We start from the raw sequence: 24,320 nt of genomic DNA on the forward strand, positions 1-24,320 counted from the left end.
CTCCTTTACACCGGCAGCTCCTGCTGCGACGACGAACTAATTTTCCTTAAGCAGACTCCGTACCGTATCCATCCATCTCAAGTAATAACCCGCTTCCGTATCGTCATGCCCCATCAGCTTCACGGCCTCGTGGACACATTCCGTAAATCCGGTGACTTTGAGTATGACGGGATAGGTGTATCTCTCCAATTGTTCATCCCAGTAAACGGGGTCCTGCAGGCGGCGCGCTTCCCAGCCGAAAGCAAGCCCCTGCCGGAAAGAAGCCCGGTATTGTACGGGAATCTGTTTATCCGCATGGGCCGCAAACGCAAGCTGGTCGAAAAAACTGTAGGCTGCGGCTAACCCTACTCCACTATATGCATCGTTTCTGAATTCAGCAGGCAAATTTTCCAGTTCGGCAGCCGTTTTCTGTAAATCGAATTCCGTTAAAAACCATAAACACCGGCCAAAGCCCTGGTAACAGACGCGCTGATAGGGAATCGGGAAATGTCCAAATTTCTGAATAATCTGTTTATTTTTCTTATAGTGAAACAATGCTGTTTTAAATCCGGCTCCGTCGAACACAATGGGCGCATATCTGGGGTCCAGCTGCTTTATCCAGCGCTTGTATGCCCGGTACCGGAAACCGTACCGGATAGTGAGGTACCATCCGAGTCCCACGTAGTACTGGTACAAATACCCGGGCGAAAGCTGATGAATGTACCCTTCAAAACGCCTGCCTCTGGACGGGAATAAAGCGGATTTCACGCCGAGTCCCATGCCGGCCCCTTCGTAAGCGAACCCTTTGTAGAACGGCTCAAAACGGTTCTCCAGCCTGGCACGCAGCTTGGACATCACCAATACCGGTTTCAACGCCCAGTTGCTGCCGGACAAGAACGCTCTTAAAATCTGCGGGAATTTGCGGTCGTAATGGACATGGCCCGTGAGCGGAAATTTGGCGACCATCTTCGGGATGCTGCGTTGAAAAACTTTCAGATAAATGAAGGGAGCAAGAACGGCTAGGCATGCCCCTATTCCGGATGCGACTGCAATGACCTGCATGGATCCATCTCCTCCGCTTTCCTTGTGGCTAAAACGGTTGACGCGTCTGTAAAAAGCAGCGTCTTGCTTGTTTTTTTCATTTCCCTCCTTTTTCTTCTTATTGCGAAGCGGCTTTGCTCAATCTATAGACGGACGGGTTCATCCCCACCTTCCTTTTGAAAATTCTGCCGAAATGAGTCAAATCGTTATAGCCTACCGAGAAACAGACATCTGTTACGGGCTCGCCCCTTTTCAAAAGAAGCTTCGCTTTCTGGATGCGTTTATTCATCACATATTCTTTGAAGCCCGTGCCCACATACTTCTGGAACATCCGGGAATAGTGGCACCGGCTGACATAAATTTGCGAAGCGACTTTCTCGAGATTCAGATCGTTCTCGCATATGTTTTCGTCGATGTAGGCCAGCGATTCCGCGAAAAGCCGGTTATCATGGGAAACTTCTTCATTCTGAGCCACCATATCAATAAGAGATATCAAGGAAGATAAGCTGATTTTATCGGCACCGGCTAACGCGAGCAGAGGACTGTTGATTCTCAGCTCGTTCACGTTCCAAGTTTTCGGAAAAGACGGCTCGAATGTAAGAAACACGATTAGTTTATAGTGCGCCTGCTTGACCAACTGGAGTGCGGAGTTAAAATCGACAAACTCGGTCAACTTCACTTTTTTGGAAAGAAGAAGCAAATCCGCCAGGTAATCTTTACATTTCTCGGCTTTATGTACAAAGACCAGCAAATCCACTTTGTTCGTCCCCCTCTTAATAATTGGTATTTTTTTTGAATAATATAGTTAGGAATTATAAAATGGTTCATTAAGAGCTTCTGTAATAAATTTTACCAATAAAATTTTGTCGGTGATCTGCTTGAATTGTCACCTATCCGTCTTTTTTTGTCATGAAGTTTCACATCCTTAGAAAAAGTCAGATATAAACATTCAAATTTCATTTGGGGGAAACTGGTAAAACAAATTATATACGCTTATGCGTACGAATACAAGAAACAATTCGAAAATGCGTATATTCGATTATTTATAAGACAGGAATAAAGAGCTATTTTCTCGAACTAATGTTTGATATACTATTAGAACATATGTTTGTTGATTGTTCTGGAATATGCCGAATTGGGGGCTTGCAAATGAATGAAATTAATCATCGCATCAAGGAGCTGCGGTTAAAGCACAACTTGACCATGGCCAAGATGGCCGCTATGATCGGAGTTTCTCCGGGAAACATCAGTGATTGGGAAAATGGCAAAAAAAAATCGACCCCTACTGCTAGAGCATTGATCTCCATTTCCAAACAATTCAACGTTTCCCTTGATTGGCTGATGACAGGTACGATTCCCGATCTTCCTTCGAACTTCATAACCTTTCCATCTTCCGACAAAAGCCATCCCCACATAGATGCCTTGTATGACGTCGCCGAACAGCTTCAGGAGGAAGATTTTGTCCTCCTCCAGACGATGGCCACTCATCTTGCAAGCAAGAACCGGGCTCAGATGCAGGGTGATTTGTACCGGTCCGGGAAGGTGAAAACGGCTTCCATCCAACCGGGCGGCGAACTCCGTGAAGCTTCGCTCTCCGCGGAGTATTACGTCCGGCTTCCCCTGATCGGTAAAGTTACGGCGGGCAGTCCGATCCTGGCTGCGGAGAATATCGAAGAGTATTTCAGCGTCCCCAAAAATCTGGTGGGCCAGGGAAAACATTTCATCCTGCGGATTCAAGGGGAAAGCATGATCAACAAAGGAATCGAGAACGGCGATCTGGTGCTCGTCCGTCAACAGTTATCGGCGGACAACGGGGAAGTGATCGTCGCGTTGATCGACGGTGAAGAAGCGACGGTGAAAACCTTCTTCAAAGAATCCAACCGGGTCAGGCTTCAGCCCGCCAACGATCGCTTTCAGCCTCTCTATCCGGTTAACGTCAGCATATTGGGCAAAGTCGTCAGCGTGCTGCGGGACGCCGAATAAACCGGCCGGGACGTCAACAAACGCCGTACAGCCGGCAACAAACGAGGAGTCACGACGACCTCCGCCATCGTATCCTAGTTTCATAACGGATGAATGGAGGGCTCGTCTTGCCGTCGTTGGATCGATTTGAAGTCGGACTGCCGGACCGTCAGGCAGAGGAACCCAGTCAAGTTACGGAGTGCGCATTCGACAGATGCCGCAGCCCGATTTACGCCGGAGAGAAGAATTGGGACTTCGACCGGGACTGGTTCTGCAGCGCAGCCTGCATCGCCAAACATTTGGGCGCCGAGAAACGCTATGTCGAGTAGCCGCCCAGAAAAAGTCCGGGGGACAACGGAAGCTCCAAACGGAGCCGCCTCCCCGGACTTTTTGGCGTGTACACAGCCGGCAAAACAGCGGCTTCCCCTCTTCCGTGTGGGAAAGTCCGCTGCCTTGCCGCTGCGTCTTTAGACGGGAATGCTCGTTTCCCCCGCTTTTTTGGCCAACAGCCTGTAGGGCACCCCGAGCAGGAGCGTGACCAGAAATGAAGCGTAAAACTGCGAATTCGTTATGTGATTCACACGGAGCCAGGCATCCGTAAACGCGATCATAAAGGCGAACAGGATTCTCGCTTTCCGGGTGGGCGGCGTCGTTTTGGGATCCGTAATCATAAAGAAGGAAAAAAGCTGAAAGGATGCCCCCATCATCGGACCGAAGGCGTACAGGGCCGGTTCTCCGAAAAATCCGACTCTTATAAAAGCAAAAAAGGAAAATCCTCCTATAAAAGCCAGCACGGAGTCCAGCCTTTTCGCTTTATAGGCCGCGAAGAGACCGAGAATCATAATAAGGCTCATAACCTCGATCCCGTTGGTCCATTGTTTGGGAGTACTCACGGCATAGGCGGGCAGAGCGATCAGCATGATCACCATCGCGACATTGTTCGGGTTGAAAATATGGGTGCCCCGTAGCCTTACGAACTGCTTGATCGTGACAGCCAGAGCGGCCGTCAGGACATAGGGCCATACGGCATAGGAGCTGAGCAGCAGACTGATGCCGATGCCCGTAATCAGGGCGCTCAAGGGGAACGTCCACTTTTTCTTCAGCCAGCCGACCAGAATAAACTCAAGAGCGACCGCTGTAAGAACAGAGGCGAAAAAAGAGTCCCATCTCTGAAAAAAACCGAGAAAAAGCTGGCCTGCGGCGACAAAGGACAACAAAAACGCCAAAATGTACAGTCTCGGATCTTTGCTCATCTAGTCCTTCTTTTCGGTCAGCCGCAAAATCTGGTTTTTGGGAACATCCCGGAACTGCTCCACTCTTCCGCTGGGCCAGCGCACCGTGATCTTGTCCGCTTTGTCCGCCTTGCCGAGACCGAAGTGCAGACGCGGATCGCTCTGGCCGCCGAAGCTGTTGGCGCCGTCTTTTTCCATGACCGTTTCGACTCCGTTCACTTCAAAAGTCACTCTAGCCCCTATCGCGTCCCGGCTGCTCGGAGCCGTACCCGTCAGATCCAGCTTGATCCAATTGTTCTGATTGGTGACGGTATTCTCGTAAACTCTGGCCGGGCCGCCCTGATTGGCGAACACAAGGTCAAGCTTGCCTTTGTTCCGGATATCCACCGCCGAGATCCCGCGTCCGTCCTCTACGAAGTCAAGCCCCACCTGCCCCGCTATATCCGTGAATTTATTTCCCTGCGGGTAGAAAAGAAATTTGTTCTCATAGCCGGAAAGACTCTTGTCGACGAAAGCCGGCCAGTTCTTCGTATCCTCGACGATGTTGCCCGGTGTCGTTGCGAGTGTCCCGAGATCGAACCAGTAATCTTTCTTCTTGCTGGCGGAGACAAACCCCGTCTGTACGACCAGACTCGAATTGCCGCTGTTGTCGAGATCCATAAAGCGGGCTCCCCAGGAGAAACCGGCCAAATTGACGCCCATTTCTTTCCCGCGGTCGATAAACTGGCCGTCCTTCTCGTGCCACAGCTGATTGCCTTCCAGGATATACTGGGATTTGCTGACGTTGCTGACGTACATGGCGGGCTTGCCGTCGTGGAAAATATCCGCGAAATCGACGTTCATTCCTTTGAAGGTATCGTCTCCGATTCCCCTCGGCTGGACCACGGCCGTAAATTTCTTGCCCTTCTCGTTCAGATACAAAGTATCGGGTCCGAAATCGTTGGCGTTATAGATGTCCGGCCAGCCGTCGTTGTTCACGTCCCACGTTCCGGAAGCGAGGGTCCAGCCTGTATCGCCCACCCCGAGCTCCTCGGTGACGTCCGTGAAAGTTCCATCCCCGTTATTTCGGTACAGCACGTTCCGGCCGCCGTTGCGCGCCCTCTCGAAATCGTTATGCATAATCTTCGTCGTCGTCAGATTCCACAAGTCGTTCTTCTCATGAAAATAACAGGACAGGTACAAATCCAGGTTGCCGTCCTTGTTGTAATCGAGGACGATCGCCTTGTTGACGTAGCCTTTGTACCCGACGCCCGCCTGATCCGTGACTTCCGTAAAGGTCCCATTCCCGTTGTTATGAAAGAGGCGGCTTTTGCCCCAGGAACCGACGAACAGGCTCGGATACCCGCTGTTATCGTAATCGAACCAGACGGCCGCCTCCGAGATTCCGTCCTTGTTTACATCCGCAAGCCCGGCGGACTCGGCGGTTTCGGTAAAGGTGCCGTCTCCGTTGTTGCGGAACAGGGCATTCTTGGAGCCTTTGGCCGAGTTTACGAAGTAAAGGTCCATAAACCCGTCTCCGTCATAGTCGGCCGTAAATACGCCCGCTCCGGTCGAAGCCATCCAAGGCATAATGTTCGCCACTTTGGAGTCGAACGTCGGCTTGCTGTGGGTGAATTTGACACCCGAGGCCTGTGTGGTCTCCTTCAACGTAAAGCCGAAATCCGTCCGGCTCTGCCCGGCGCCGCAGCCGGTGGCAGTTAGTAGCAGCGCCGACACGGCAAGCAGCATTTTGCTCAAAGGTTTAACCTGCATGTACTCTCCATCTCCCCATCCGTTCATAATGAGATCCTGCTTAGCTTTGTCCGGCTCTACCCGTAATAAAGGTCAGAATATCTTCCAGTGTCGCGATGCTTCCGAGATCGTCCTCCGTCATTCTCACGCCGAATTCTCTTTCCAGGGTCACCACGAGTTCCAGGACAGCCAGAGAATCGATTCCGATTTCAGGCAGGGGTTTTCGCAGGAAAGCGTCGGCGTCCAGCTCCTCCACAGGCTCCGTAGAATCCAGAAGACTCACCGTTACTTCGATAATGCGGGATTTCACAGCTTTAACGTTCATGACAGTTCTCCTTTTCAAAGTAGTCCTCCGTCCACAACCAGCACGGTACCGTTAATATAAGAAGCCGCATCCGAGAGAAGGAAAAGAACGGCGGAGGCCGCCTCTTCGGGCGTTCCCAGTCTTCTCAGCGGGATATCCTTTTCCAGGTTCCGCCTGCGGCGGGCGGGAATGGATTCCAGCATATCGGTTCCGATAAACCCCGGTGCAACGGCGTTTACCCGTATGCCCAGCGGCCCCGCTTCCTTGGCAAGCGCTTTGGTCAACCCGATAACGCCTGCCTTGGAGGCGGCATAATTGGTTTGTCCGGCCGCTCCGGCAATTCCGGTCACGGAGGAGAGGTTCACTATGCTGCCCCCGGAAGCGGCAAGGGGACGAATCAGATTTTTCAAGATGACATGCAGGGAAGTAAGGTTCACCTGCAGGACGGTGTCCCACTGCTCATCGGTCATCCGGTACATGGGCGTATCCTGCAGAATGCCGGCGTTGTTGACGACACCGTGCACGGGCCCCTCCTCAAGCAGCTTGCCGACCATCCTTGCGACGGCAAGCTTGTCAGTAAAATCCGCCTGCACGCAAGAGACGCGCGATAAGTCCCTCCCCGTCTCATCCAGAAGCGATTCGGCCGCCTGCCGGTCCTTCGAGTAGGTGAAGACTACGCGAGCGCCTGCCGAGGCCAGCTGCTTAACGACGGCCCTGCCGATACCCCGCGACCCTCCGGTCACCAGAATCGTTTTTCCTGTAAAACTGTACGTCGTCGTTGCCATAGTTCCTCCTAGTCCGGCTTATTGAACAGAACGGCCGCGTGGAATCCACCGTAAGCGGGTACCGATTTTAAGGCGGAAGCCGTTTTTTTGTACGCGGTTTGCGTTTGAACGGGCAGCTGTAGCCTCGGATCGGCTTGTTCGTAGTTCAATGTACGAAGCAGAATCTCTCTCTTCATGCAGTGCAGAAGAAGCACGGTTTCGATCATGGCGCTCGCTCCCAGCAAATGCCCGAAGTACCCCTTGAAGGAGGTTACGGCCGGAACAGGCCGGTCCAGACGGCTGAAGGAACGATGGATTTCGTTCGCTTCGTACCGGTCCCACAGGGTACTGCCTGAACCGTGCGGAACGATAACGTCGATTTCCGGTGCCGTCCCGTGCCCGGCGGCTTCCGTGATGACCGACGCATAGGAGTGCCTCGAAACATCCGGAAGCGTCATATGCCAGTGTTCCTGGATGAACGCCCCTCCGCGGTAAACCGCCAGGGGCTCCGCCGGCCTTCCTGCGGCATGCTCGGCCGATTCGAGAATGAGCGTGCCCGCACCGTCCCCGAGAATGGAACCGTCCCTATGCAGATCAAACGGTCTGACTTTCATCTGTCTGGAAACAAACCCCTTCTCCTGCAGCCACAAATACTCCGATGCGTGCGCGTAGTCCGAACAGGCGACGATAACGAGATCGGCGCTGCCGCTCGCAATGAGCATCCTCCCCAGCTCCAGGGCATACAAACCCGAGGCGCAGGCATTGTTTACGACATAGCCCGGCCCGTTCACCCCCAGCAGCTGCGCCAGGTAAAACAGATAGGGAAAGGTCTGGATATTAAAAAATTCACGACGGAATTCATTGAAAAGCGGGACTTTTTCCGCGCGGTCCGTCTGTGGAGCGGCGTCCTGATAACGGATAAATTTATCCGTCAGCTTCACGGCGCCCAGATTCTCGTGGCCGATAACGAGCCCGATTCTGCTGCCTCCCGTTATCCGGAAAGAGGCATCGTCCAGCGCCTGCCGGATGGACAGAAGCAGCATGCAGAAATCCCGGTCGTCTTGCAGATGATTTTCCGAGAGCCACCGCACGCTCTTCTCTTCCAGCCAATCGGACAGGTCGAAATCCGGGAGAGAGAAGACCGGATACTCCAGGCCGGTGCCGTCCGGAAAATGATAGGAGCGCCGGGACGGCTCCGGCACCGAACCGGACAGCGCCGCTTTCCATACGTCGTGATTGGTCATGCCCAGGGAACACAACATGTTCGTTCCCGTAACCAGAACGCTAGTGTTTTTCACGGTTATCTCCTCTTAACGACGCGGATTTGCGCGGATTTAAAACTCGACGGCAATCAGGCCCTCTTGGCCGGCATCCGCATAAAGCACGGACGTTCCGGACGGGAGGCCGCCGCTTCCGAGCTTGACGGCCAGCGCCGCCAGAAGCTGCTCGTCCGTCACGCGGATTGCGGTCGCATCCGGCAGATCCGTTCCGCTTTCTATGCGCAGCTTAAGGCCGTTCCCGCCGGTAGGCCGCCGGGACAACACCAAAGCCACGACGGACTCCCGGGCGGCCTGGTACCGGATAGTTCCCTCGAAGACGGCGGGCGGCAGCAGCCTTACGGTGCACACCGCCACATGGGAAGCACGGCCCGCCTTCAGCATGTCGGCCGCATACTGCAGCGACTTCACCGACGAGAAGTCCCCGCCCGATATCGTTACATTGGGCCCGCCGAGCCCGAAATAAATGGAGGCCTGGCCGGCTATTACATTCAATACGGTTTCCGGAAACAGCCCCGGATTCGTGTTGTTCACCCCGTACGTTTCCGCCTCCTGCTGCAGCCGGTCGATGGCCTCCAGATTCGCGTCGTTGGTTCCGACAACCACTCCGATGTCGTTTCTCTTCCCACCCGCAGCATCCTCGGGAATCGAGGCCATTTGCAGTGCCTTGCGGATGGCCAGGCAGGCCAGCCGGACGGCTCTGGAATGCCTTTTCAACCCTTTAAGACCTCGTGACGCTTCCTCCTCCGGTTCGTCCTCAATCCGCGAAGACAAAGCCTCGCTTCCGGGGTCTTCAGCCGACGGTCGGCTTTCCGGGCGTTCTACAATCGCGGCGAAGCTGGGAGCCATATAATAACCGCACCCGCTTAAATAAATGAACTGCGGCACTGTGCCACCCCCTTTAATCCAAGTTTTCCCGCCCCTGCCCATGAACCGCGGACAGTACGATCGAGGAGTTCACCCCTCCGAACGCGTAGGAGTTCGACATAACGGTACGGTACCGGCCGGGTGCGGGCTCCTTCATGAGAACCGGGACCGGGCACGCCGGATCGGGCTGCTCCAGATGAAGCGTCGGCGGAGCCACCCCTTCTTCCAGGCATTTCACGCTCATCACCGCTTCAATCGCGCTTGCCGCGCCCAGCGTATGGCCGATGTGGCCTTTAATCGAGCTTGCGGCCGGGAGCCGCGCCTCCCGGAAGACGGCCGACAGAGCGGCCGCTTCCATCTTGTCGTTCGCCTGTGTGCCCGTTCCGTGCAGGCTCACATAATCGACGGCGGACGCCGGGACCGCCGCCATCTTCAAAGCGGCCCGCATGGCCCGCACGGCGCCTTCCCCTTGCGGATCCGGCTGGGTAATGTGATGAGCGTCGCAGCTCATCCCGTACCCGAGCAGCCCGGCCCGCGGACGTATCCGGCGCGCTTGCGCATGAGCTTGCGATTCGATGACGAGCACGCCCGCCCCTTCCCCGAGGATGAGTCCTTTCCGGCGGACGTCGAAGGGCCGGCAGAGGTCGGGCGCCATGGCGCGCAGGCTGCTGAATCCCGTAAAAGCGACCCAGGACAGCGAATCCGCTCCGCAGGCGATCATCACGTCCGCTCTGCCGGACGCAATCTCGTCCATGGCTCTGGCGATGGCGAAATTACCCGCCGCGCAGGCGTTGGTGAACGTCCATACGGGCCCTCTCAATCCGAGCAGCCGCCCCACCTGCTCCGTTATGACATGCGGCCCTCCGAACGCCTCGCTGCGCTTTCCCTGAATGGCGCCTTCCAGCGGGTCGATATCTCCCATCGTGGTGCCCACGCAAAGCCCGATCCGGTAACGGGAAAGCGCAGGCTGATCGAGCCCCGCATTCCGCAGGGCCTGCTCGATGGCGGGCATCAGTAGCCGGGTCGCTCTTCCCGATTTTCGGAGAGCGTCCGGAGCGTATTCGGAGAGGGGGATGTCGTCGATCTGGCAGCCCATCCGGTTCGTATGCTTCTCCACGTCAAATACCGTGATCGGTTTGACGCCCGTCTCTCCCCGCAGCAGATTTCTCCAGAAGGATGCTTCATCCGTTCCGATCGAAGTTACGACTCCCAAGCCCGTTACAACTGCCGTCTGACCCGCTTGACGGGATCGTTCATCGGGTGCATAGCCTGCTTGGTTCATTTGCCCTGCCCTTCTTTCGCGGGATTCCAAATGGGGCTGAGGTCGCTGATTCCCGGTTCCGGCCGCTGAAACTGATCCATGCCCCGCTCACGCACGACAATCTCGACTGCCTGATCCTTAGAGGCTTGCGCCCGCTCCTTCAGGGCCGGGTCGTCCGGATGGGCTTGATGCCCCTCTTTCCAAATCTTCATACCGTCGCCGACCTCGCCTTTTTTAACCAGTGCATCCCCCAGTGCCGTGTACGCCAGAGTCCACATGTAGAAAGGATGGTCCTGTTCAAACTTCTTCGTAACGGCCAGACAGAAGGACAGATCCTGAATGGACTTATCGATGCGCTGCAAGCCCACCGGCCAGTACAGATTGTTGATTCCGCGGGCATAATGAGCCAGCCAGTCGTAAGGGTCCTTCTCCAGCACCTCATTCATCAATTCAATCGAATGAACGGATATTTGCCCGAGAGAAGCGGTTCCCAGAGACTCGTTCTGCATCTGGTCCACGTAAGCCAGCGCCAGCTGCAGCTTGGCTCTTGCCGGGGGCTGCTCCAACGATTTCATAAACGATACGAAGGCGTCGATCCGGCCCTCTTTGCCCATCGCTATCCGGAGCGCATTGCCGTAGGCCAGGTTATCCGGTTCGGCGGCCACCTTTTTTTTCAATTCGTCCGCGCTTCCCTGCGCCTGGCCGCCGGCTGCGGCTTTTTCTTTCTCGAACGCAAGATTGTACTCCGCAAGCTCCATGCCGTCGGATACCGGGGGAAGCTTATACGGCCGGTTCCAGTAAGTATAAAATTCCGTTAATAGTCCTGCCACAATCAATACGGCAAGCAAAAACTGCCATCTTTTTCTCATACGGTTACCCCTCGCTTTGAATTGGATGGGATCTCCCTTCGGCTTTCATAAAATAAACTGGCTGTAATAATGCTTGCGGTAATCGGAAGGACTCACACCGACCTTCTTGCGGAAGATTCTTCCGAAATGGGTCATATCTCCGTATCCCACGGCATAGCAGGCATCCGTAACGGAGTGTCCTTTTACGAGAAGCTTCTTGGCCTCCCCGATCCGCTGTTCGATCAGATAGTCGCGGAAGGTGATGCCGAATTGTTTTTTAAACACTTTCGAAAACTGCCATTTGCATACGTAGCATTCTTTGGCCACGCTCTCCAGAGAGAGCTCTCCCGTGCCCAGGTTGTCCTGGATATGCTTCAGCACGCGCTCCCAATCCATCTCCGTATCGGGTCCGGTACCCGCGAATGTCTTCCTCGAGAAGACATGGCTCTGGATCGACGCGAGATAGTGAAAGAGGAGCTGGATCACAAACCGCGACTGCTTGTCCGCCTTCGTAAAAACATACACCGGAACGGCAGCGTCCGCGGGCAATTCGCCTTCCTCCACCCGCTCGTTCTCCGTGAGGACGACAAGGGCCTCGCAGCTGCCGCTTACCGCCTCTCTGCGGGCATCTTCCGCCGTACCGACGTGCAGAATCAAGCCGTCGGCCACATAAGCGGCAGCGGGCGTATCGCCGGAATCAAGCGGATCGCTGCCCGCCGTATCCTTGCCGGATTCCTGGTCCCAGAATACGATCATGGTTTAGCCCTCCCGGCTTCCGGCTATAATCGCGCCGCGTACCGGCCCTTCGTTCACCTTGACCCGGATATTCCGGAAGCCGGCGGCTTGCATAACCTCGCACCAGTCCTCCGGCCGGAGAAAACCGAAACAGGACGTATCCCCGTCCGCTCCGCCGACCGGCTTGAAATCGGGCAGCAGCGAGAAAATAAATTCCTGATGCAGCCTGGACCGGTAATGCTCCCTTACACATTCGGACAGCACAATGGTCCCCCCGGGTTTCAGCAGCCGGCGCAGCGCGTCCAGTGATTGAACCAGATCCTCCGCGCAGTGCATGACATTGACGGCATAAATAAAATCGTACGTCTCTGCGCCGCTCTTCACCTCGTTGATATCCAGTGTCACCTGGCGGAGCTTGTGCGGAGGAAGCTCTCCTTCGAGCATCCTGCCCGCTTTCGCGGCGAGCAGTCTGCTCGCGTCCGAGACGGTGTACTCCTCCACGGACTTCGACCGGAGGCGGATTTCCGTCAGCAGAGCGCGCGTTGCCGAACCGAAACCTGTACCTAGCTCCAGGATTCCGGAGGATTCCGCGGGGAGCAGGTCCGCCAGCTCTTCCGCCGCCCACTGGTTGTGGACCGCGTACAAGTCATGCGCATTGTGGAAATACACTTCCCACAGGGCGATGCCTACGCGGTTAAACAGCCTGTGCCGAGGCTGAATTTCTCCCCGGATGGCTCCCAGCCAGATTGTCCCCGCGTATTCGATAAGCTTCAGGGAAGGGGCCACGTGCACGGCCGGGAACGGATTTCCCGGATTCGTCCAGTCTCTGCCTTTGACGGTGAGCGCCAGAACCGCTGCGCCCCCGGGGCCGGTTGTCCTAAGGACGAATTCCTGCTGCTCCAAAAAATGAAGAGCCCAGTCCAGCAGCGGCCTGTTCTCCTCCGAGCAGGCGATCAGAGTATGCAGCCTGCTTTCCTGCACGGGGCCGTTCAGGTCGATGCCCTCCGCCTTCATGGCGTTCAAAATGGTAAAGGCCGTATAATCCGATACATATTCATAGGCCGCATGATAGGTTTCGTTAAACAAAGCCGTCTTAACGGTCGTAACACCACTCACCCCTGTTCCTCCCAGCCTTACGATGTGGTCTCGATCTCAACGATCCGCTGCCGGATCACATGATAATCGATGAAGACGTATAGCAGCGCACCGTTCTCGGTGCGGACGTCATGGGATTCGGCCAGACCCGCCGTAAGAAAATCGCCTTCTTTCATCACTTCGTTCTCGTTTAAAATAAGATCGCCTTTGATCAGGTAGGCGAATTCTCTTCTCGGGTGGTCGTGCATGGGAATAAAGCTTCCGGGATGAAGTTTAACCAGAAAGCACAATCTGCCCTGTTCGTCTTCGTACAGGTAGCTCATTTCGGTGTTTTCGTAGATGCCCGGCTCCCAGTTCATTTCTTCCCATTTAATGAGCTTGTGTTTATTTTCGGTTTCCATCTAGAACCCTCCCTGGATTAATCCGCTTTTTTCTCCAGATGAAGCAGCATCCGCGGACTGGAAGTCGTAAGCGGAGACAGATCGAAGCCTCCGTAAATCCCCTTGGCGTCCAGTCCCGCCTTACCGTGCAGTTGCAGCAGCTCGGCGGCCGTATACAGACGCAGGTTCAACCGGGACGACTTGAGCTCGCCATTGTCAAACCAGGTCATCTCTTCGTTCCACCGGCCGGTCACGCTGTCAAACTCCCGCTGCGACCATACGGGACAGCCGTTCATCATGTCCCACGTCTTTTTCGCGCTGTAAAGAAGCTTGAAATCCCGGTTTTCCGTTTCCTGGAGCAATTGTCCCCCCGGTTTTAGAGCGCGGTAGACACGATGCAGAATATCCTGATTCTCTTCTTCGTTTTCCAGGTAGCCGAATGCCGTGCCGAGATTAAGAACCGCATCGAATGTCTCCGCGAAATCAAGCTCTCTCATATCCAGAGACTTGAATTCGGCTTCGGCTCCGGATGCCCGGGCCCGCCGCCGCGCTTCATCCAGCAGCGTATCCGACGCGTCGATGCCGGTCACTTTGTACCCCCACAGTGCGAGGGGCACGCTGATCCGGCCCTGCCCGCAGCCCAGGTCGAGAATGGACGCGCCTTCCGGCAGATTCAGCAGGGACAGAAGCTGCCCGGTTTCGAAGCGGGTACGCTCTTCATTCAGAATCACTTCCGAGAAAAGGAGATAGTCTTTCCCGAAAAAGTCGTGCCAGTGCTCTCTTGCCACCACTATCCTCACCTCATTCGCCCTAATGCTCTCGTCACCCCATGAACGAGAAAGTCGCATTCTTCCCCGCTGACATTCAGGGGAGGGTACATAAGAAGAATGCCGTTAAAGTAATTGCCCAGAATGCCTTCGTCATGGAGATGCCCGGATAACCGGCGTCCCCACTCGAAATCGACCGGCTCTTTGGTCGCCTTGTCCTTCACAAATTCAAGCGCAAGCATCAGGCCCATTCCCCGGATATCGCCCACATTCGGATGTCCGGCCAGCGTGTCCGCAAAGTCATCCAGAAGCTTCTGGCCGCGCACGGCCGCATGGTCCGGCAGACCTTCCTGCTCGATGATGTCCAGCACCTGCAGTGCCGCCGCGCAGCCCACCGGATGTCCGCACTGCGTCGAGCCGTGAAGCAGGATGCCTCCGTTTCCGAATAAACTCTCATCCAGTTCGCCTGACAACAGCACGGCCCCCATCGGGAAGTAACCGCCGGTCAATCCTTTGGATACGGCAAGAACATCCGGCTCCAGCCCGTATTTCTCGCTCAAAGACCAGTGTCCGGTTCTGCCAAGCCCTGTTGTAACTTCATCCGAAATCACTGCAATGCCGTATTGCCGCGTCAAAGCCCTGACCTGTGAAAAAAACGTCTCCGGCATAAGAACCACTCCGTTCACCGCCTGAATCGGCTCCACAAGAACGGCGGCGACGGTCTCCGGTCCGGCCTCCCGGATCAGACGCTCCAGCTCCTTCAGACAGAAGTCCGCCGCACTTTCGGGAGAAGAAGCCGCCGCCGGAGGCCTATACAAATTAGGCGCCGGAGCGCACAAGCAATCATCCAGGCCTCTTCCGAACATCTCCCGGATGCCCAGATGGGTAACCGAACCGGAGCCGTAGGTGGTTCCGTGAAAATTTCCGTCGAATGAAATAAACTTGTCCCGCTTCGCCTCCCCGCGGGAGATGAAATGCTGCCGGATGAGACGCATTGCCGTTTCCACGGCCCCCGATCCGTCGTTCGTAAAAAACACCTTGGCATACCGGCTGCCGCAGAGGCGGAGCAGTTTGTCCGCCAGAGGCTCGACCAGACCGTGCGTCTGGGCGCAGGTCGACGCGAAGCTTAATCGTTCCATCTGCTCCTTCATCGCCTGGATAACCCGCCAGTTGGAGAGCCCCACCGTGGGAACCGCCGTAGTCGTATACAGATAAGCTTTGCCCTGCGTGTCGTACACCCAGGAACCGTCTCCCCGCTCCAGACAGGTTACCTGCTCGAGCCAGGTGTCCGTCGTAAGCGTGCCGCTGGGAGGCATCCATGTAAACGGATGGACGACCGGATAGCTTTTTTCCATGAACTCACCTCAAAGATTGGATTGGACGGATCAGCTTGCCGCTGGCCGTCTTCGGAAGCTCCTCCTTCATTTCGATCACATCCGGCCATAAGCGGGAATCTTTGATCTCGTGAACGATCGTCGAACGGATTTGTGTCATCAGGACCCCCTTCTCACAGGTGATCCAGGCATGGACTCTCGTCCGGTCTTCGGAATGATCCGCAAAAACGAGCGCTTCCTTGATTCCCCGGAGCTTCATCAGCTCGCTTTCGATCTCGCTCGGGTCCATATTGACGCCTCCGCGGATGATCAGGGAATCGGCTCTTCCGAGAATATAGATATCGCCTTCCCGGATCACGGCCCGGTCGCCCGTCCTCAGCCAGCCTTCCGTGATTTTCAGAGAGGTCGCGGCCGGGTCGCCGTAGTAGCCCTTCATGACGTGGGGTCCCCGCACGTACAGGACGCCTTCCTCGCCGTCCGCGGCAGCCCTTCCCTCCGCGTCCTCCACCCGCACCTTCACCTCGACGCCTGCCAATGGCCTGCCGACGCAGCCCTTCCGGTTCAGGAAGGCGCCCGCCTCGGTCAGACAACTGATCCGGGGCGAAGCCTCGGTAAGCCCGTAAGCGTTCCAGACGGCCGCACCCGGAAACGCTTCGGCAATGAGCTCCGCCTGCCTGCCGGTCAGGCACTCCCCGCTCAGCATGAGGCAGCGGAGGCTGCCGAAATCGAACCGTTTCCGGAAACGGGCGAAGGTGGCGGCAACGGTCGGCGTTGTGCCGAGAATCGTGATGCCGTCCCGCTGGAGGCTCTTCATCGTGCTCAGCGGATTCGTATCCGGGGGCCGGAAATAGATGGCCGCTCCCCGGAATAAGGACGGCAGCAGCTCGCCGGTAAAGGCCGAAGCGTAAGTAAGCGGCCGGAACAGATAGAGTCTGTCCTCCCGAGCCGGCTTGAAGTAGCCCAGGATGCTGCCGACGTTCGACCAAATGTTGCCGTAGGTCAGCATGACGCCTTTGGGCCGGCCGGTCGTTCCCGACGTGTACAGGACGACCGCGACGTCCCGCAGCTCTTCCCTGGGCGCGGCCGTTACCGGCTGAAGCCCGGAGTGAAGCCCGCCGTCTTCGTCTATATGTGCCGGTGTGATATACAGGTCCGGAGCGATCCAGCTCAGCACATTTTCGGTCAAGCCGGGATTTTTGGCGGGATCGACCGGAACGAGGGTTACCTTCTGCCGGAGAGCCGCCAAGAACAGCGGGATCGCTCGCCAGCCGATGGAAACGTCGACCGCGATGGCCCGCTGTCCGCGGATCGGGTCCGCCGCAAGGCCGGCTATCTCCAGCATCCTCGCATGACGCTGCGCAAGCTCTGTTATCCGGCTGTAGGAGACTTCATGAGTTCCATCCACTGCGCATAGGCCACAATGGTCATGTAGCTGACGGAAAAATAACTTTGCATCCATCCCCGCTCCTCCCCGTTTAGTTGGAATTCGTGCCCAGAAACAACCTTTTCACGCTGTGAGATTTGTTGACGGGCCTGAATATGTTGTCGCCGGCCGAATTGAGAAGTTCTCTGTTCTGCACAAAAAGACTTCTGACGCTTTCGCCGACGAAATGCATCACGAGAGAATTCCTGAACCCGTACCGGGTCCGGTTCGCATGGGAGCCGTGGACCGTGTAGCCGTTAAACACCACCACGTCTCCGGGCTTGGTGGTCAGATCGACCTCCGTGTGACGATCGGGAACCGGAACCGACTGCCCGTACGTGGAACGGCTGCCCGGAGCCCGGGGTTTCAGCAGTCCCAGGCGGTGACTGCCCGGAACCATCCGAAGCCCGCCGTTTTCCGGGGACGCCCCGTCGAGGGACACCCAGAAAGCGCAGCCCGGAGCAGGCTCGGCCCCGATATCGTAATTGTCCTGGTGCAGGGGCAACTGCTTGGCCCCCGGACATTTATAAAACCCCGTCGTTCCGACAAGCAGCGCATTCTCGCCGAGCAGCCGGGCAGCCGTGCCGAAGGCTCTGGAATCGAGCGAGAACCGTCTGAGCGCCTCATGGCTCTGATGCACATTCCTCAAGGGCGGGAATAAGCTTTCCAGCGGAAATACCAGGCTTTGCAGAATCGTGCGGCTGCGGATGCCCTGCGTCCATACTTCTTTCAAGGCCCGCTTGATCTCCACTGCTTCGTCCGGCGAAAACACCCCGGGAATGACCGCGAATCCCTTTTCCCTGTAGTGCTCCATCATTTCGCCTGTCATAATTTCCTTCCTCAATGTGCCCCTCCTTCCGTTTAGCGGGGTAGGTTCCCCTTCTCTCTTTAAGCATAGAAGGTCGAAGGGAGAGTTACTCGGCTTTATTGGCGACTCTGCGCTACTTGGCGATAATTCCGTTCACGTAGTCTTGAATGTGTTTGGGAGTCGACAGTTCGTCCAGGTTCAGCTGATCGTCCAGAACGTCGATATTGAACATCATTTCGAACTCAATCAGAATTTCAACGACCTTAACGGAATCTATTCCTTTTTCCAGAAAATTGGTATCCATCTCCACGCTATCGAGCTCGCCGATTTTCTGAATGACTTCCAGTGCCGCTTCTCCGGTCAACATGCGCTTCATCCTTTACGAATTATTTTGCAGAACTTGTTCGATGGCGCGGACGGCCGTTTCGTTCGGGTTGTCCCGCTCCATAAGCGCCGCCAGTTCTTTGGCCCGCGGCGTGTACGGGTTCCCCTCCGCCAGCAGACTGTGCAGCGCCTGCCCGATCCGCCCGCGTTCCGCTTCCTCCGGACCGACTGTCAGGGCGATTCCGAGGCGCTCGCATGTCCGGGCCAGAAGATGCTGGTCGGACGCGAGAGGAATCACAACCATGGGAACGCCGTACCTCATGACGGACTGTACGGTGCCGCAGCCTCCGTGCGTAATGACGGCGTCCGCAAGGGGCAGCAGGAGATCGTGATTCGGATAAGCCGTTATCCAGCGGACATGGGAAGGCAGAGGCCGCTCCCCTTCGTACGGCTTATGTTCCGCAACGATCAGATTAAATGAATTCTCCTCCGACAAACTCACGGCCGCGCGGATATAGCGGTTCATGACCTCCCTGGAATCATGCCGTTCCGTCGAAGAAGCGCAGACGAGAACGGTGGGACGCCCGGGGTACGGGTTCGGGTTCGGGTTCGGCTCTATCCGGGACGCCGCACTTATGCGGCTGCTGTGGTCTCCGGTCTCAAGCGTGCAGCTCCCGGTAAACACGGACTGCTCCGGAATACCGCCTTCCTCCGAGTACAGCACGGCATGGACGTTGACCAGATGAAGCCGGGGAGACAGCCCCGCCAGATCTCCCCGCGTTCTCCTGTCATCCGTGAGCAGAGGGAGTCCCAGTCTCAGTCTGACCCCGTTCAGTTCCCGGGCGTAGCTCTTCCTCATCCGGTTAAAGACGGTTTTGCTGCCGGGGAGCGCTTCTTCGGGATAAGGAACCGTCGTTTGCAGGCTGATCCAGGGGATCCCTCTTTTCTCCGCCGCATAAGCGGGGGCGGCCTGGGAGGAATCGCAAATCACCCAGTCGACTTCCCTGCCGGAAAGCAGCGCGTCCATTTCCAGAGCCTGCTCATAGATAAACATCTCCGGAAATTTCCCCCATTCCGCCGGCAGGAAGGCCAGTCCCGCACGCACGGCCAGCTCCTCATTGGCCGGGTGAGTAACCAGCGTGACCTCATGCCCCTTCTTCTTAAGCTGCTGTCCGATGGCCAAGGCCGGAACTACGTGTCCCAGTACCCTCTGGACCGCGATAAACAGGTGAGCCATCCGCTTCCCTCCCGCTCAAGGATTTAACGGTTCCAATTCCGGCACGACGAAATAACCGTTTTTACGGATCAATACATCGTCAAAATAAAGTTCGCCGCCTCCGTAAGCTTCCAACTGGCATAAAACGAGGTCCCAATGTAAGCCCGATGTGTTCCCGTTATCGGCCATCTCGTACGCTTGTCCCAAGGCAAGATGAATGCTTCCCGCCATCTTTTCGTCGAACAGCAGGCTGCGCATGGGCCGGCGGATATGGGGATTCAGCCCGATGCCGAATTCACCCGGGCGGGAAGCTCCCTCGTCCGTCTTTAAAATGCCGGTCAGCGCTTCGGTATCGTCCGCCGACCATTCGGTCACTTGGCCCTGCCGGAACGTGAGCGCGACGGAATCGAACGTTTTGCCCATGCAGCTTGTAGGCACATTGAACGTGATCCGGCCTTCCGCCGAGCCGGCCACCGGCGCCGTAAACAGCTCCCCGTCGGGAAGATTGTAGCGGCCGTCGCACAGGAAAGAGGGCATGCCTTTCACGGAGAAAGACAAATCCGTCCCGGGCGAGACGATACGGATACGGCCGGTCCGCCCGAGCAGCTTCCGGAGCGGTTCCGCCTTTTCTTGGAGCGCCCCGTAATCCATCAGGCAGGACGAGGCATAGATTTGCCGGAGCTTCGCGGTTCCGATGCCCGCCTGCTGGGCCATTCCCCGGGTAGGATAGCGGAGCAGCACCCATTTGGGCTTGGATGCCATCGTCATCGTCAAAGGCTGAAGATAATGCTTCACGTAGTAGCCGTAGCGCGTCTGATCCGCATCTTCCATCTCGAAGATGTTTTCTTCCGAATGAATCCCGATATACGCGTCCATGGCTTCGACAAGGCCCAGGTCATGCTCCGCCCATTGGCGGATCTGCTCCTCGGAAGCTCCCTCCAGCAGCCATTTAAGTTCCTCTACACCCGTCGTCTGCAAAAAAGGCACCGCTCCGGCCTCATAGATGCGCGCGATCAGGCTTTCGGTCAAGTCCGCCGCGTCTCCGCGGACTTTGACCATCACTTTTTCCCCCGGACGAAGCCTCAGGGAATGGCTCACAATCGTGTCCGCAATCCGTTTGAACTCCTCTTTCATGGTTCACCTCATACCAGATGTCGTAGCTCCCGGTAAAACCCCTTTTCGCTTTCAAGGGCTTGCCCGAGGTAATCGGTAAGTTTGGCCGAGTAGTCTTTGTCCGGCTGCCTTTTCCACTTAGCCAGAACTCCCATAACCAGCGACCATGATTTGCAGACGTAAACGAGCTCCTCCACCCAGCCGGGGGCTATGTACCGGTCCGGTACGGTGCCGTTCTCCACGGCCGTTTTCCACAGTTCCCTCAACCGGCGGAAATAGTGGACGTCGAACTCCAGCGTTTCCAGCACGGGGATCAGGGCTTCCGGCGGACTTTCCGCAACCGCCTTTACGAAGTTCTCCAGATTCTTAAGTCCCTGCTGATCGACCATGTTCTGTACCGAAGCCTGAACCAGCGAGAGGAATTCTTCCTCCCAAGTCTTCGCGTACCCCGGCCGGCGCCCCAGTATCGCGACACCGCCCTTCTCCGAGTCCGCATGAGCGCTCATCAGCGTTTCCCAGGGAATTTTGCCGATATACCCGTTAAAAAAAGCCGGAGCCCCTTCGTCATCGACCAGGGTCGCCCCCGCCTCGTCATAATCAACCAGCAGCGACCAATGAACGATATCGTGCTTCCCGTAATACGAGGAAAAAACGGCCGCCTTCGCGTTGTAAAACAGCAGACAATAGCCTTCGTGATCGAAGACGGAATCAATTAGAGGATACAGCCCCTCCGTGTTCAAAGGAGAATATTTCGTCAGCCTCCAGCCTCTCCCCGGCTCGGGCTCCCTGCGCCTCAGCATGAGCCCGTTCGACTCGCAGTCGAAGGCGTTCAGGAAAACGGGCGTAAGCTGCCGCTCTCCTTTCCATTTAAGCACCTCCATCATGCAGAGCTGTCTGCAGTCAAGCGTGCGCTGGGATAATCCTTCGCCGTCCGGGAACCGCCAGTCGGTTTTTTGGGACAGGATGGTTTGCGCTATTGTTTTCCGGGTTTCTTCCATTAAAATTTCTCACTCTCCCCGTTATCGCCCCGTACAATGGAGGCCGCCTCGGCTAACCATTGGTCCATTGCCGCGGGATGCTGGTAAAAATACCGGTACCCCCGCATCCTGTGCATAGTGACATGGTCCAATTCCTCTGCCATTATCCGGGCGTCGTCATCCTCACTACTGCACATAATGTGCAGAGGTCCGCCGTATTCTCTGACTAGACGGGCCGTATCCAGCTCAAGAAGCTCGTCCAGCATGCCGGCGGAAATACACTGCCCGTGCAAATAAAGCATGTGGGCTCCCCAGGCCATAAAAAAGTCATACGGCTCCCGGTTAAAGTCGCTCAGCGTATAATAGTCGAAGCCCGGCACAAGAAGCTGGGCGTCGAGCTTTCCTTCACGCACGAGAGCCTGAAGAGCCTCCCGCCCGAACAAAACTTCCTTCCCGGGGAATTTCCGGAAGGGAGGCGCCAGCAGTACAGGAATGCAGACGGGAGCAGCATCCCCTTTCTTCAGCAGCGCGGCTGCCGTCTGGAGGGCTATGATCCCGCCGAGGGCGTTGCCGATCAGGAAAATCCTCTCCGCCGGGCGCTCTTCCAGAACCTCGGCAAGCACTTCGAGCGCATCCCGCTTCATGCCGGACACCGTCGTGTCCCCCAGTTCGCCGAAGCTGTCCCCGTGGCCGCGGTAGTCGAATTGAACGACCCTTACTCCGCTCCGGGCTAAATACTTGCGCAGGTTAGAGAAGAAATAGTTTTTTTCGCTCATCGCCTGGCCCAATCCAGCGAACATCATAACGAGATCGTTCCCGGGGCCGTTAAGTTCTTCCACGAGTCCGTAGATGCCCCGGTCACGGCCGAATCTTCTTTGCTTCCACATGATTTACCCTCCCCTAACCAGACGCTCCGAACGGAGCCAGGAAGTCGTGTGTTCCATCAGCGTCTCCTCCAGCGGCCTTGATGTAAACAGATGACCCGCTTCCGGAACTCCGACTACCCGGTTCCGCGGGGATTGCCTGTAAATCGCCGACCGGCGGGATTCCGACAGTTCCATTTCCTCCAGGATGAGAGGATCGTCGTCTCCGTAGATGAGGACGGAAGAACCCCTATAAGATTTCAGGGCGCCTTCGGTGTCCATGCTCTGCAAATCCCGGTAAAAATCCATCCCGACCCATAGGCCGGCCCACGGCATAACCAGCCTGCCCGCTTCCGGATGCCGGATAAAACGGGGATGTTTTCCGCTCGGATAATTTCCTCCGAATTCGAAAAACAGCGGACTCCACAGGACAAGCCTCTCTACCACGCATCCCAGTGCGGCCATCAAGGCGATCCTGGCTCCATCGCTGAATCCCAGGAAGACGGCATCCTTCTCCAGCAGATCCGGATGATTGCAGACAAACTCATAGGCTTTCCGCACATTCGAGATTTTACCGGAGGTCGTCATGTCGAAATAATGCCCGTCGCTCAGACCGATTCCGTAATAATCGAAACGCAGAAAAGCGATCCCCTGCTGCGCCAATCTCCGGGCAAATTTTACGGCGAGCCGGTGCACCTCGTACCTTTCGCCGTTTTTGCCCGGACAGTAGATGATCACCGGACAAGGTCTGAGGTGCTCGGGCGGCAGGTGCAGGACTCCCGCCAGTTTTCCCTGGTCGTAGAGCTCCACCAGCCTTTCATCTCCGTTCATCCTTTTCCCCCTCCTCCCGCAGCAGCTTCATTTTGCAGTGAATCACGGTGCGGCTGCCGACCTTGCCGACAGCCGCCAGCTCGCTTCCTTCGGCTGTAAAGCCGACGTCAAATCTCACGGAATCCCCCGGAACGACCGGACTGAGGAAACGCGAGGCGACCTCGCCGAACAGGCAGGATTTTAGCCTTCCGGGCGATTGCCGCCGCAGCAGAAGCTCGGCCGATTGAAGAATGCATTCCACCATCAGCATACCGGGATACACACTGTATGAAGGGAAATGTCCGATCAAATAGAAATCACTACTGGAAATATTCTTCAAAGTTGAGATGGCCCTATCGCTTTCTCCGATAATCCGGTCCACCATGGTCCAAGGTTTTGCATCATGCAAATAAGCCTCTGCCGGCATACGATGGTCCCCGCCTATTATGAATTTGATGTCGCGGCAACAGCTACGCTAAGTTCGGCCGATACCGCCGTTGTTCCGTCCGACCGGTACAAAGTGCCGGTAAAGATCGCTTTTTTGCTTAAAATACGGACGGGTTCTACCTTGTAAGTAATGGGTTCCTGCCAGGATACCGGTTGGAGCAGTTTGGCCTTGATCGCTCCCAGCAGGGGAACTTCATCTTCCTCCAGAGGCACCGTCTCCAGTTGGGTCAAGATGACGCACGCTTGGGCAAGCCCCTCGATCAGCAGGGTTGGCGGAATGGTGTCCGTGTTGCCGAAGTAAATCTTCAGCGGCAGCGGGCTGCATCCGGCTACAAGAAATTTACCGGGCGAATAGTCCTTCACCTCGTCCAGAACCCGGAGGGGAAACTGATGGGGCAGCATCGTCAGCAAATGACGGTAGTCCGGGCGGGAGCTCATAAACAGCCTTCAAGCGCCCAAACGATGTCCCTGACCTGCGTACTGCCGCTGATTTCCAGCGCTTCGTCCGGCCACTGGACCCCGAAATGCTCCTCGATAAGCACGACAAGTTCCATAAACCTCAGCGAATCGAATCCCATATCGAAAAGCCGTTTTTCTTCGCTAATCTCTTCGACCGGCAGCATACCGCAGCCTTGATCGCTTAAAAACAGACGTATTTGATCTTTCGCGGACACGTTGCTTCCCCCTCCAAACTTTCCGTTGCTTTCATTGTAAAGGTCCCGCCGCCGCTTCTCTCTGCTTCGTTTGCACACAATTCTTCCT

28 protein-coding genes are annotated in these 24,320 nt (G+C 56.2%); 2 read left to right on the top strand and 26 right to left on the bottom strand.

Annotated elements, in window-relative coordinates; genetic code table 11:
* Positions 1–36: 36 nt before the first annotated feature.
* Together AC58P5_RS13730 and AC58P5_RS13735 are read right to left on the bottom strand one after the other, a co-directional pair.
* The gene (locus AC58P5_RS13730; protein WP_497387289.1) at positions 37–1,041 is read right to left on the bottom strand and encodes a DUF1702 family protein; all 1,005 of its coding nucleotides are present in this window, start codon (positions 1,039–1,041) and stop codon (positions 37–39) included.
* 97 nt (positions 1,042–1,138) lie between these two features.
* Positions 1,139–1,777, bottom strand: coding sequence for a helix-turn-helix transcriptional regulator (locus AC58P5_RS13735; RefSeq protein ID WP_497387291.1), 639 nt, complete (start codon positions 1,775–1,777; stop codon positions 1,139–1,141).
* Between the two features lie 392 nt (positions 1,778–2,169).
* On the opposite strand from AC58P5_RS13735, the gene lexA reads away from it, so the two are divergent.
* Both lexA and AC58P5_RS13745 read left to right on the top strand, forming a co-directional pair.
* Entirely contained in the window at positions 2,170–3,003 is an 834-nt protein-coding gene (lexA, locus tag AC58P5_RS13740; protein ID WP_497387293.1) for a transcriptional repressor LexA, read from the top strand.
* A gap of 107 nt (positions 3,004–3,110) precedes the next feature.
* Complete coding sequence (locus AC58P5_RS13745) at positions 3,111–3,311, top strand: hypothetical protein (protein WP_497387295.1); 201 nt, start codon at positions 3,111–3,113, stop codon at positions 3,309–3,311.
* 138 nt (positions 3,312–3,449) lie between these two features.
* On the opposite strand, the gene AC58P5_RS13750 is transcribed toward AC58P5_RS13745, so the two are convergent.
* The 24 genes from AC58P5_RS13750 to AC58P5_RS13865 form a co-directional block, all read right to left on the bottom strand.
* Positions 3,450–4,235 (bottom strand): RnfABCDGE type electron transport complex subunit D, encoded by a 786-nt coding sequence (locus AC58P5_RS13750; protein WP_497387297.1) that lies wholly within the window; start codon positions 4,233–4,235, stop codon positions 3,450–3,452.
* The gene (locus AC58P5_RS13755) at positions 4,236–5,993 is read right to left on the bottom strand and encodes a CRTAC1 family protein (protein WP_497387299.1); all 1,758 of its coding nucleotides are present in this window, start codon (positions 5,991–5,993) and stop codon (positions 4,236–4,238) included.
* A 13-nt stretch (positions 5,994–6,006) separates the two neighbouring features.
* On the bottom strand, positions 6,007–6,270 hold the full coding sequence (locus AC58P5_RS13760) for an acyl carrier protein (RefSeq protein WP_497387301.1): 264 nt from the start codon (positions 6,268–6,270) through the stop codon (positions 6,007–6,009).
* Between the two features lie 14 nt (positions 6,271–6,284).
* Positions 6,285–7,034: an SDR family oxidoreductase gene (locus AC58P5_RS13765; RefSeq protein WP_497387303.1), complete on the bottom strand. Its 750-nt coding sequence runs from the start codon at positions 7,032–7,034 to the stop codon at positions 6,285–6,287.
* 8 nt (positions 7,035–7,042) lie between these two features.
* The gene (locus AC58P5_RS13770; protein WP_497387305.1) at positions 7,043–8,311 is read right to left on the bottom strand and encodes a beta-ketoacyl synthase N-terminal-like domain-containing protein; all 1,269 of its coding nucleotides are present in this window, start codon (positions 8,309–8,311) and stop codon (positions 7,043–7,045) included.
* A 36-nt stretch (positions 8,312–8,347) separates the two neighbouring features.
* Positions 8,348–9,178 (bottom strand): beta-ketoacyl synthase N-terminal-like domain-containing protein, encoded by an 831-nt coding sequence (locus AC58P5_RS13775; protein ID WP_497387307.1) that lies wholly within the window; start codon positions 9,176–9,178, stop codon positions 8,348–8,350.
* 13 nt (positions 9,179–9,191) lie between these two features.
* Positions 9,192–10,439, bottom strand: a complete 1,248-nt coding sequence (locus AC58P5_RS13780; protein WP_497387309.1) for a beta-ketoacyl-[acyl-carrier-protein] synthase family protein — start codon at positions 10,437–10,439, stop codon at positions 9,192–9,194.
* A complete protein-coding gene (locus AC58P5_RS13785; protein ID WP_497387311.1) occupies positions 10,436–11,287 on the bottom strand; it encodes a tetratricopeptide repeat protein in 852 nt (283 codons plus the stop codon). The genes AC58P5_RS13780 and AC58P5_RS13785 overlap by 4 nt, the downstream gene beginning before the upstream one ends.
* Positions 11,288–11,332: 45 nt before the next feature.
* Positions 11,333–12,022: a helix-turn-helix transcriptional regulator gene (locus AC58P5_RS13790; RefSeq protein WP_497387313.1), complete on the bottom strand. Its 690-nt coding sequence runs from the start codon at positions 12,020–12,022 to the stop codon at positions 11,333–11,335.
* A 3-nt stretch (positions 12,023–12,025) separates the two neighbouring features.
* Positions 12,026–13,117 (bottom strand): class I SAM-dependent methyltransferase, encoded by a 1,092-nt coding sequence (locus AC58P5_RS13795; RefSeq protein WP_497387315.1) that lies wholly within the window; start codon positions 13,115–13,117, stop codon positions 12,026–12,028.
* A gap of 17 nt (positions 13,118–13,134) precedes the next feature.
* Complete coding sequence (locus tag AC58P5_RS13800; RefSeq protein WP_009677210.1) at positions 13,135–13,497, bottom strand: cupin domain-containing protein; 363 nt, start codon at positions 13,495–13,497, stop codon at positions 13,135–13,137.
* A gap of 17 nt (positions 13,498–13,514) precedes the next feature.
* Positions 13,515–14,264, bottom strand: coding sequence for a class I SAM-dependent methyltransferase (locus AC58P5_RS13805; protein ID WP_497387317.1), 750 nt, complete (start codon positions 14,262–14,264; stop codon positions 13,515–13,517).
* Positions 14,265–14,272: 8 nt separating this feature from the next.
* Positions 14,273–15,598, bottom strand: coding sequence for an aminotransferase family protein (locus AC58P5_RS13810; RefSeq protein WP_497387319.1), 1,326 nt, complete (start codon positions 15,596–15,598; stop codon positions 14,273–14,275).
* A gap of 4 nt (positions 15,599–15,602) precedes the next feature.
* The gene (locus AC58P5_RS13815; RefSeq protein WP_497387321.1) at positions 15,603–17,036 is read right to left on the bottom strand and encodes a class I adenylate-forming enzyme family protein; all 1,434 of its coding nucleotides are present in this window, start codon (positions 17,034–17,036) and stop codon (positions 15,603–15,605) included.
* A gap of 16 nt (positions 17,037–17,052) precedes the next feature.
* Positions 17,053–17,844, bottom strand: coding sequence for a phytanoyl-CoA dioxygenase family protein (locus AC58P5_RS13820; RefSeq protein ID WP_497387323.1), 792 nt, complete (start codon positions 17,842–17,844; stop codon positions 17,053–17,055).
* Between the two features lie 97 nt (positions 17,845–17,941).
* A complete protein-coding gene (locus AC58P5_RS13825) occupies positions 17,942–18,175 on the bottom strand; it encodes a phosphopantetheine-binding protein (RefSeq protein WP_497387325.1) in 234 nt (77 codons plus the stop codon).
* Between the two features lie 12 nt (positions 18,176–18,187).
* Entirely contained in the window at positions 18,188–19,369 is a 1,182-nt protein-coding gene (locus AC58P5_RS13830) for a glycosyltransferase (RefSeq protein ID WP_497387327.1), read from the bottom strand.
* A 15-nt stretch (positions 19,370–19,384) separates the two neighbouring features.
* Positions 19,385–20,482 carry an aminopeptidase gene (locus tag AC58P5_RS13835; RefSeq protein ID WP_497387329.1) on the bottom strand — a complete coding sequence of 366 codons (1,098 nt, stop codon included), beginning with the start codon at positions 20,480–20,482 and terminating at the stop codon, positions 19,385–19,387.
* A gap of 8 nt (positions 20,483–20,490) precedes the next feature.
* Positions 20,491–21,459, bottom strand: coding sequence for a hypothetical protein (locus tag AC58P5_RS13840; RefSeq protein ID WP_497387331.1), 969 nt, complete (start codon positions 21,457–21,459; stop codon positions 20,491–20,493).
* Positions 21,459–22,325, bottom strand: coding sequence for an alpha/beta hydrolase (locus tag AC58P5_RS13845; RefSeq protein ID WP_497387333.1), 867 nt, complete (start codon positions 22,323–22,325; stop codon positions 21,459–21,461). Before AC58P5_RS13845 ends, AC58P5_RS13840 begins: the two co-directional genes overlap by 1 nt.
* A gap of 3 nt (positions 22,326–22,328) precedes the next feature.
* Positions 22,329–23,132 carry an alpha/beta hydrolase gene (locus AC58P5_RS13850; RefSeq protein WP_497387335.1) on the bottom strand — a complete coding sequence of 268 codons (804 nt, stop codon included), beginning with the start codon at positions 23,130–23,132 and terminating at the stop codon, positions 22,329–22,331.
* Positions 23,119–23,538 carry an ApeI family dehydratase gene (locus tag AC58P5_RS13855; protein WP_497387337.1) on the bottom strand — a complete coding sequence of 140 codons (420 nt, stop codon included), beginning with the start codon at positions 23,536–23,538 and terminating at the stop codon, positions 23,119–23,121. Before AC58P5_RS13855 ends, AC58P5_RS13850 begins: the two co-directional genes overlap by 14 nt.
* 17 nt (positions 23,539–23,555) lie before the next feature.
* Positions 23,556–23,996, bottom strand: a complete 441-nt coding sequence (locus AC58P5_RS13860; protein WP_497387339.1) for a 3-hydroxyacyl-ACP dehydratase FabZ family protein — start codon at positions 23,994–23,996, stop codon at positions 23,556–23,558.
* The gene (locus tag AC58P5_RS13865; RefSeq protein WP_497387341.1) at positions 23,993–24,232 is read right to left on the bottom strand and encodes an acyl carrier protein; all 240 of its coding nucleotides are present in this window, start codon (positions 24,230–24,232) and stop codon (positions 23,993–23,995) included. Before AC58P5_RS13865 ends, AC58P5_RS13860 begins: the two co-directional genes overlap by 4 nt.
* Positions 24,233–24,320: the final 88 nt, after the last annotated feature.

It is taken from the genome of Paenibacillus sp. JT31N7 (genome assembly GCF_059692095.1).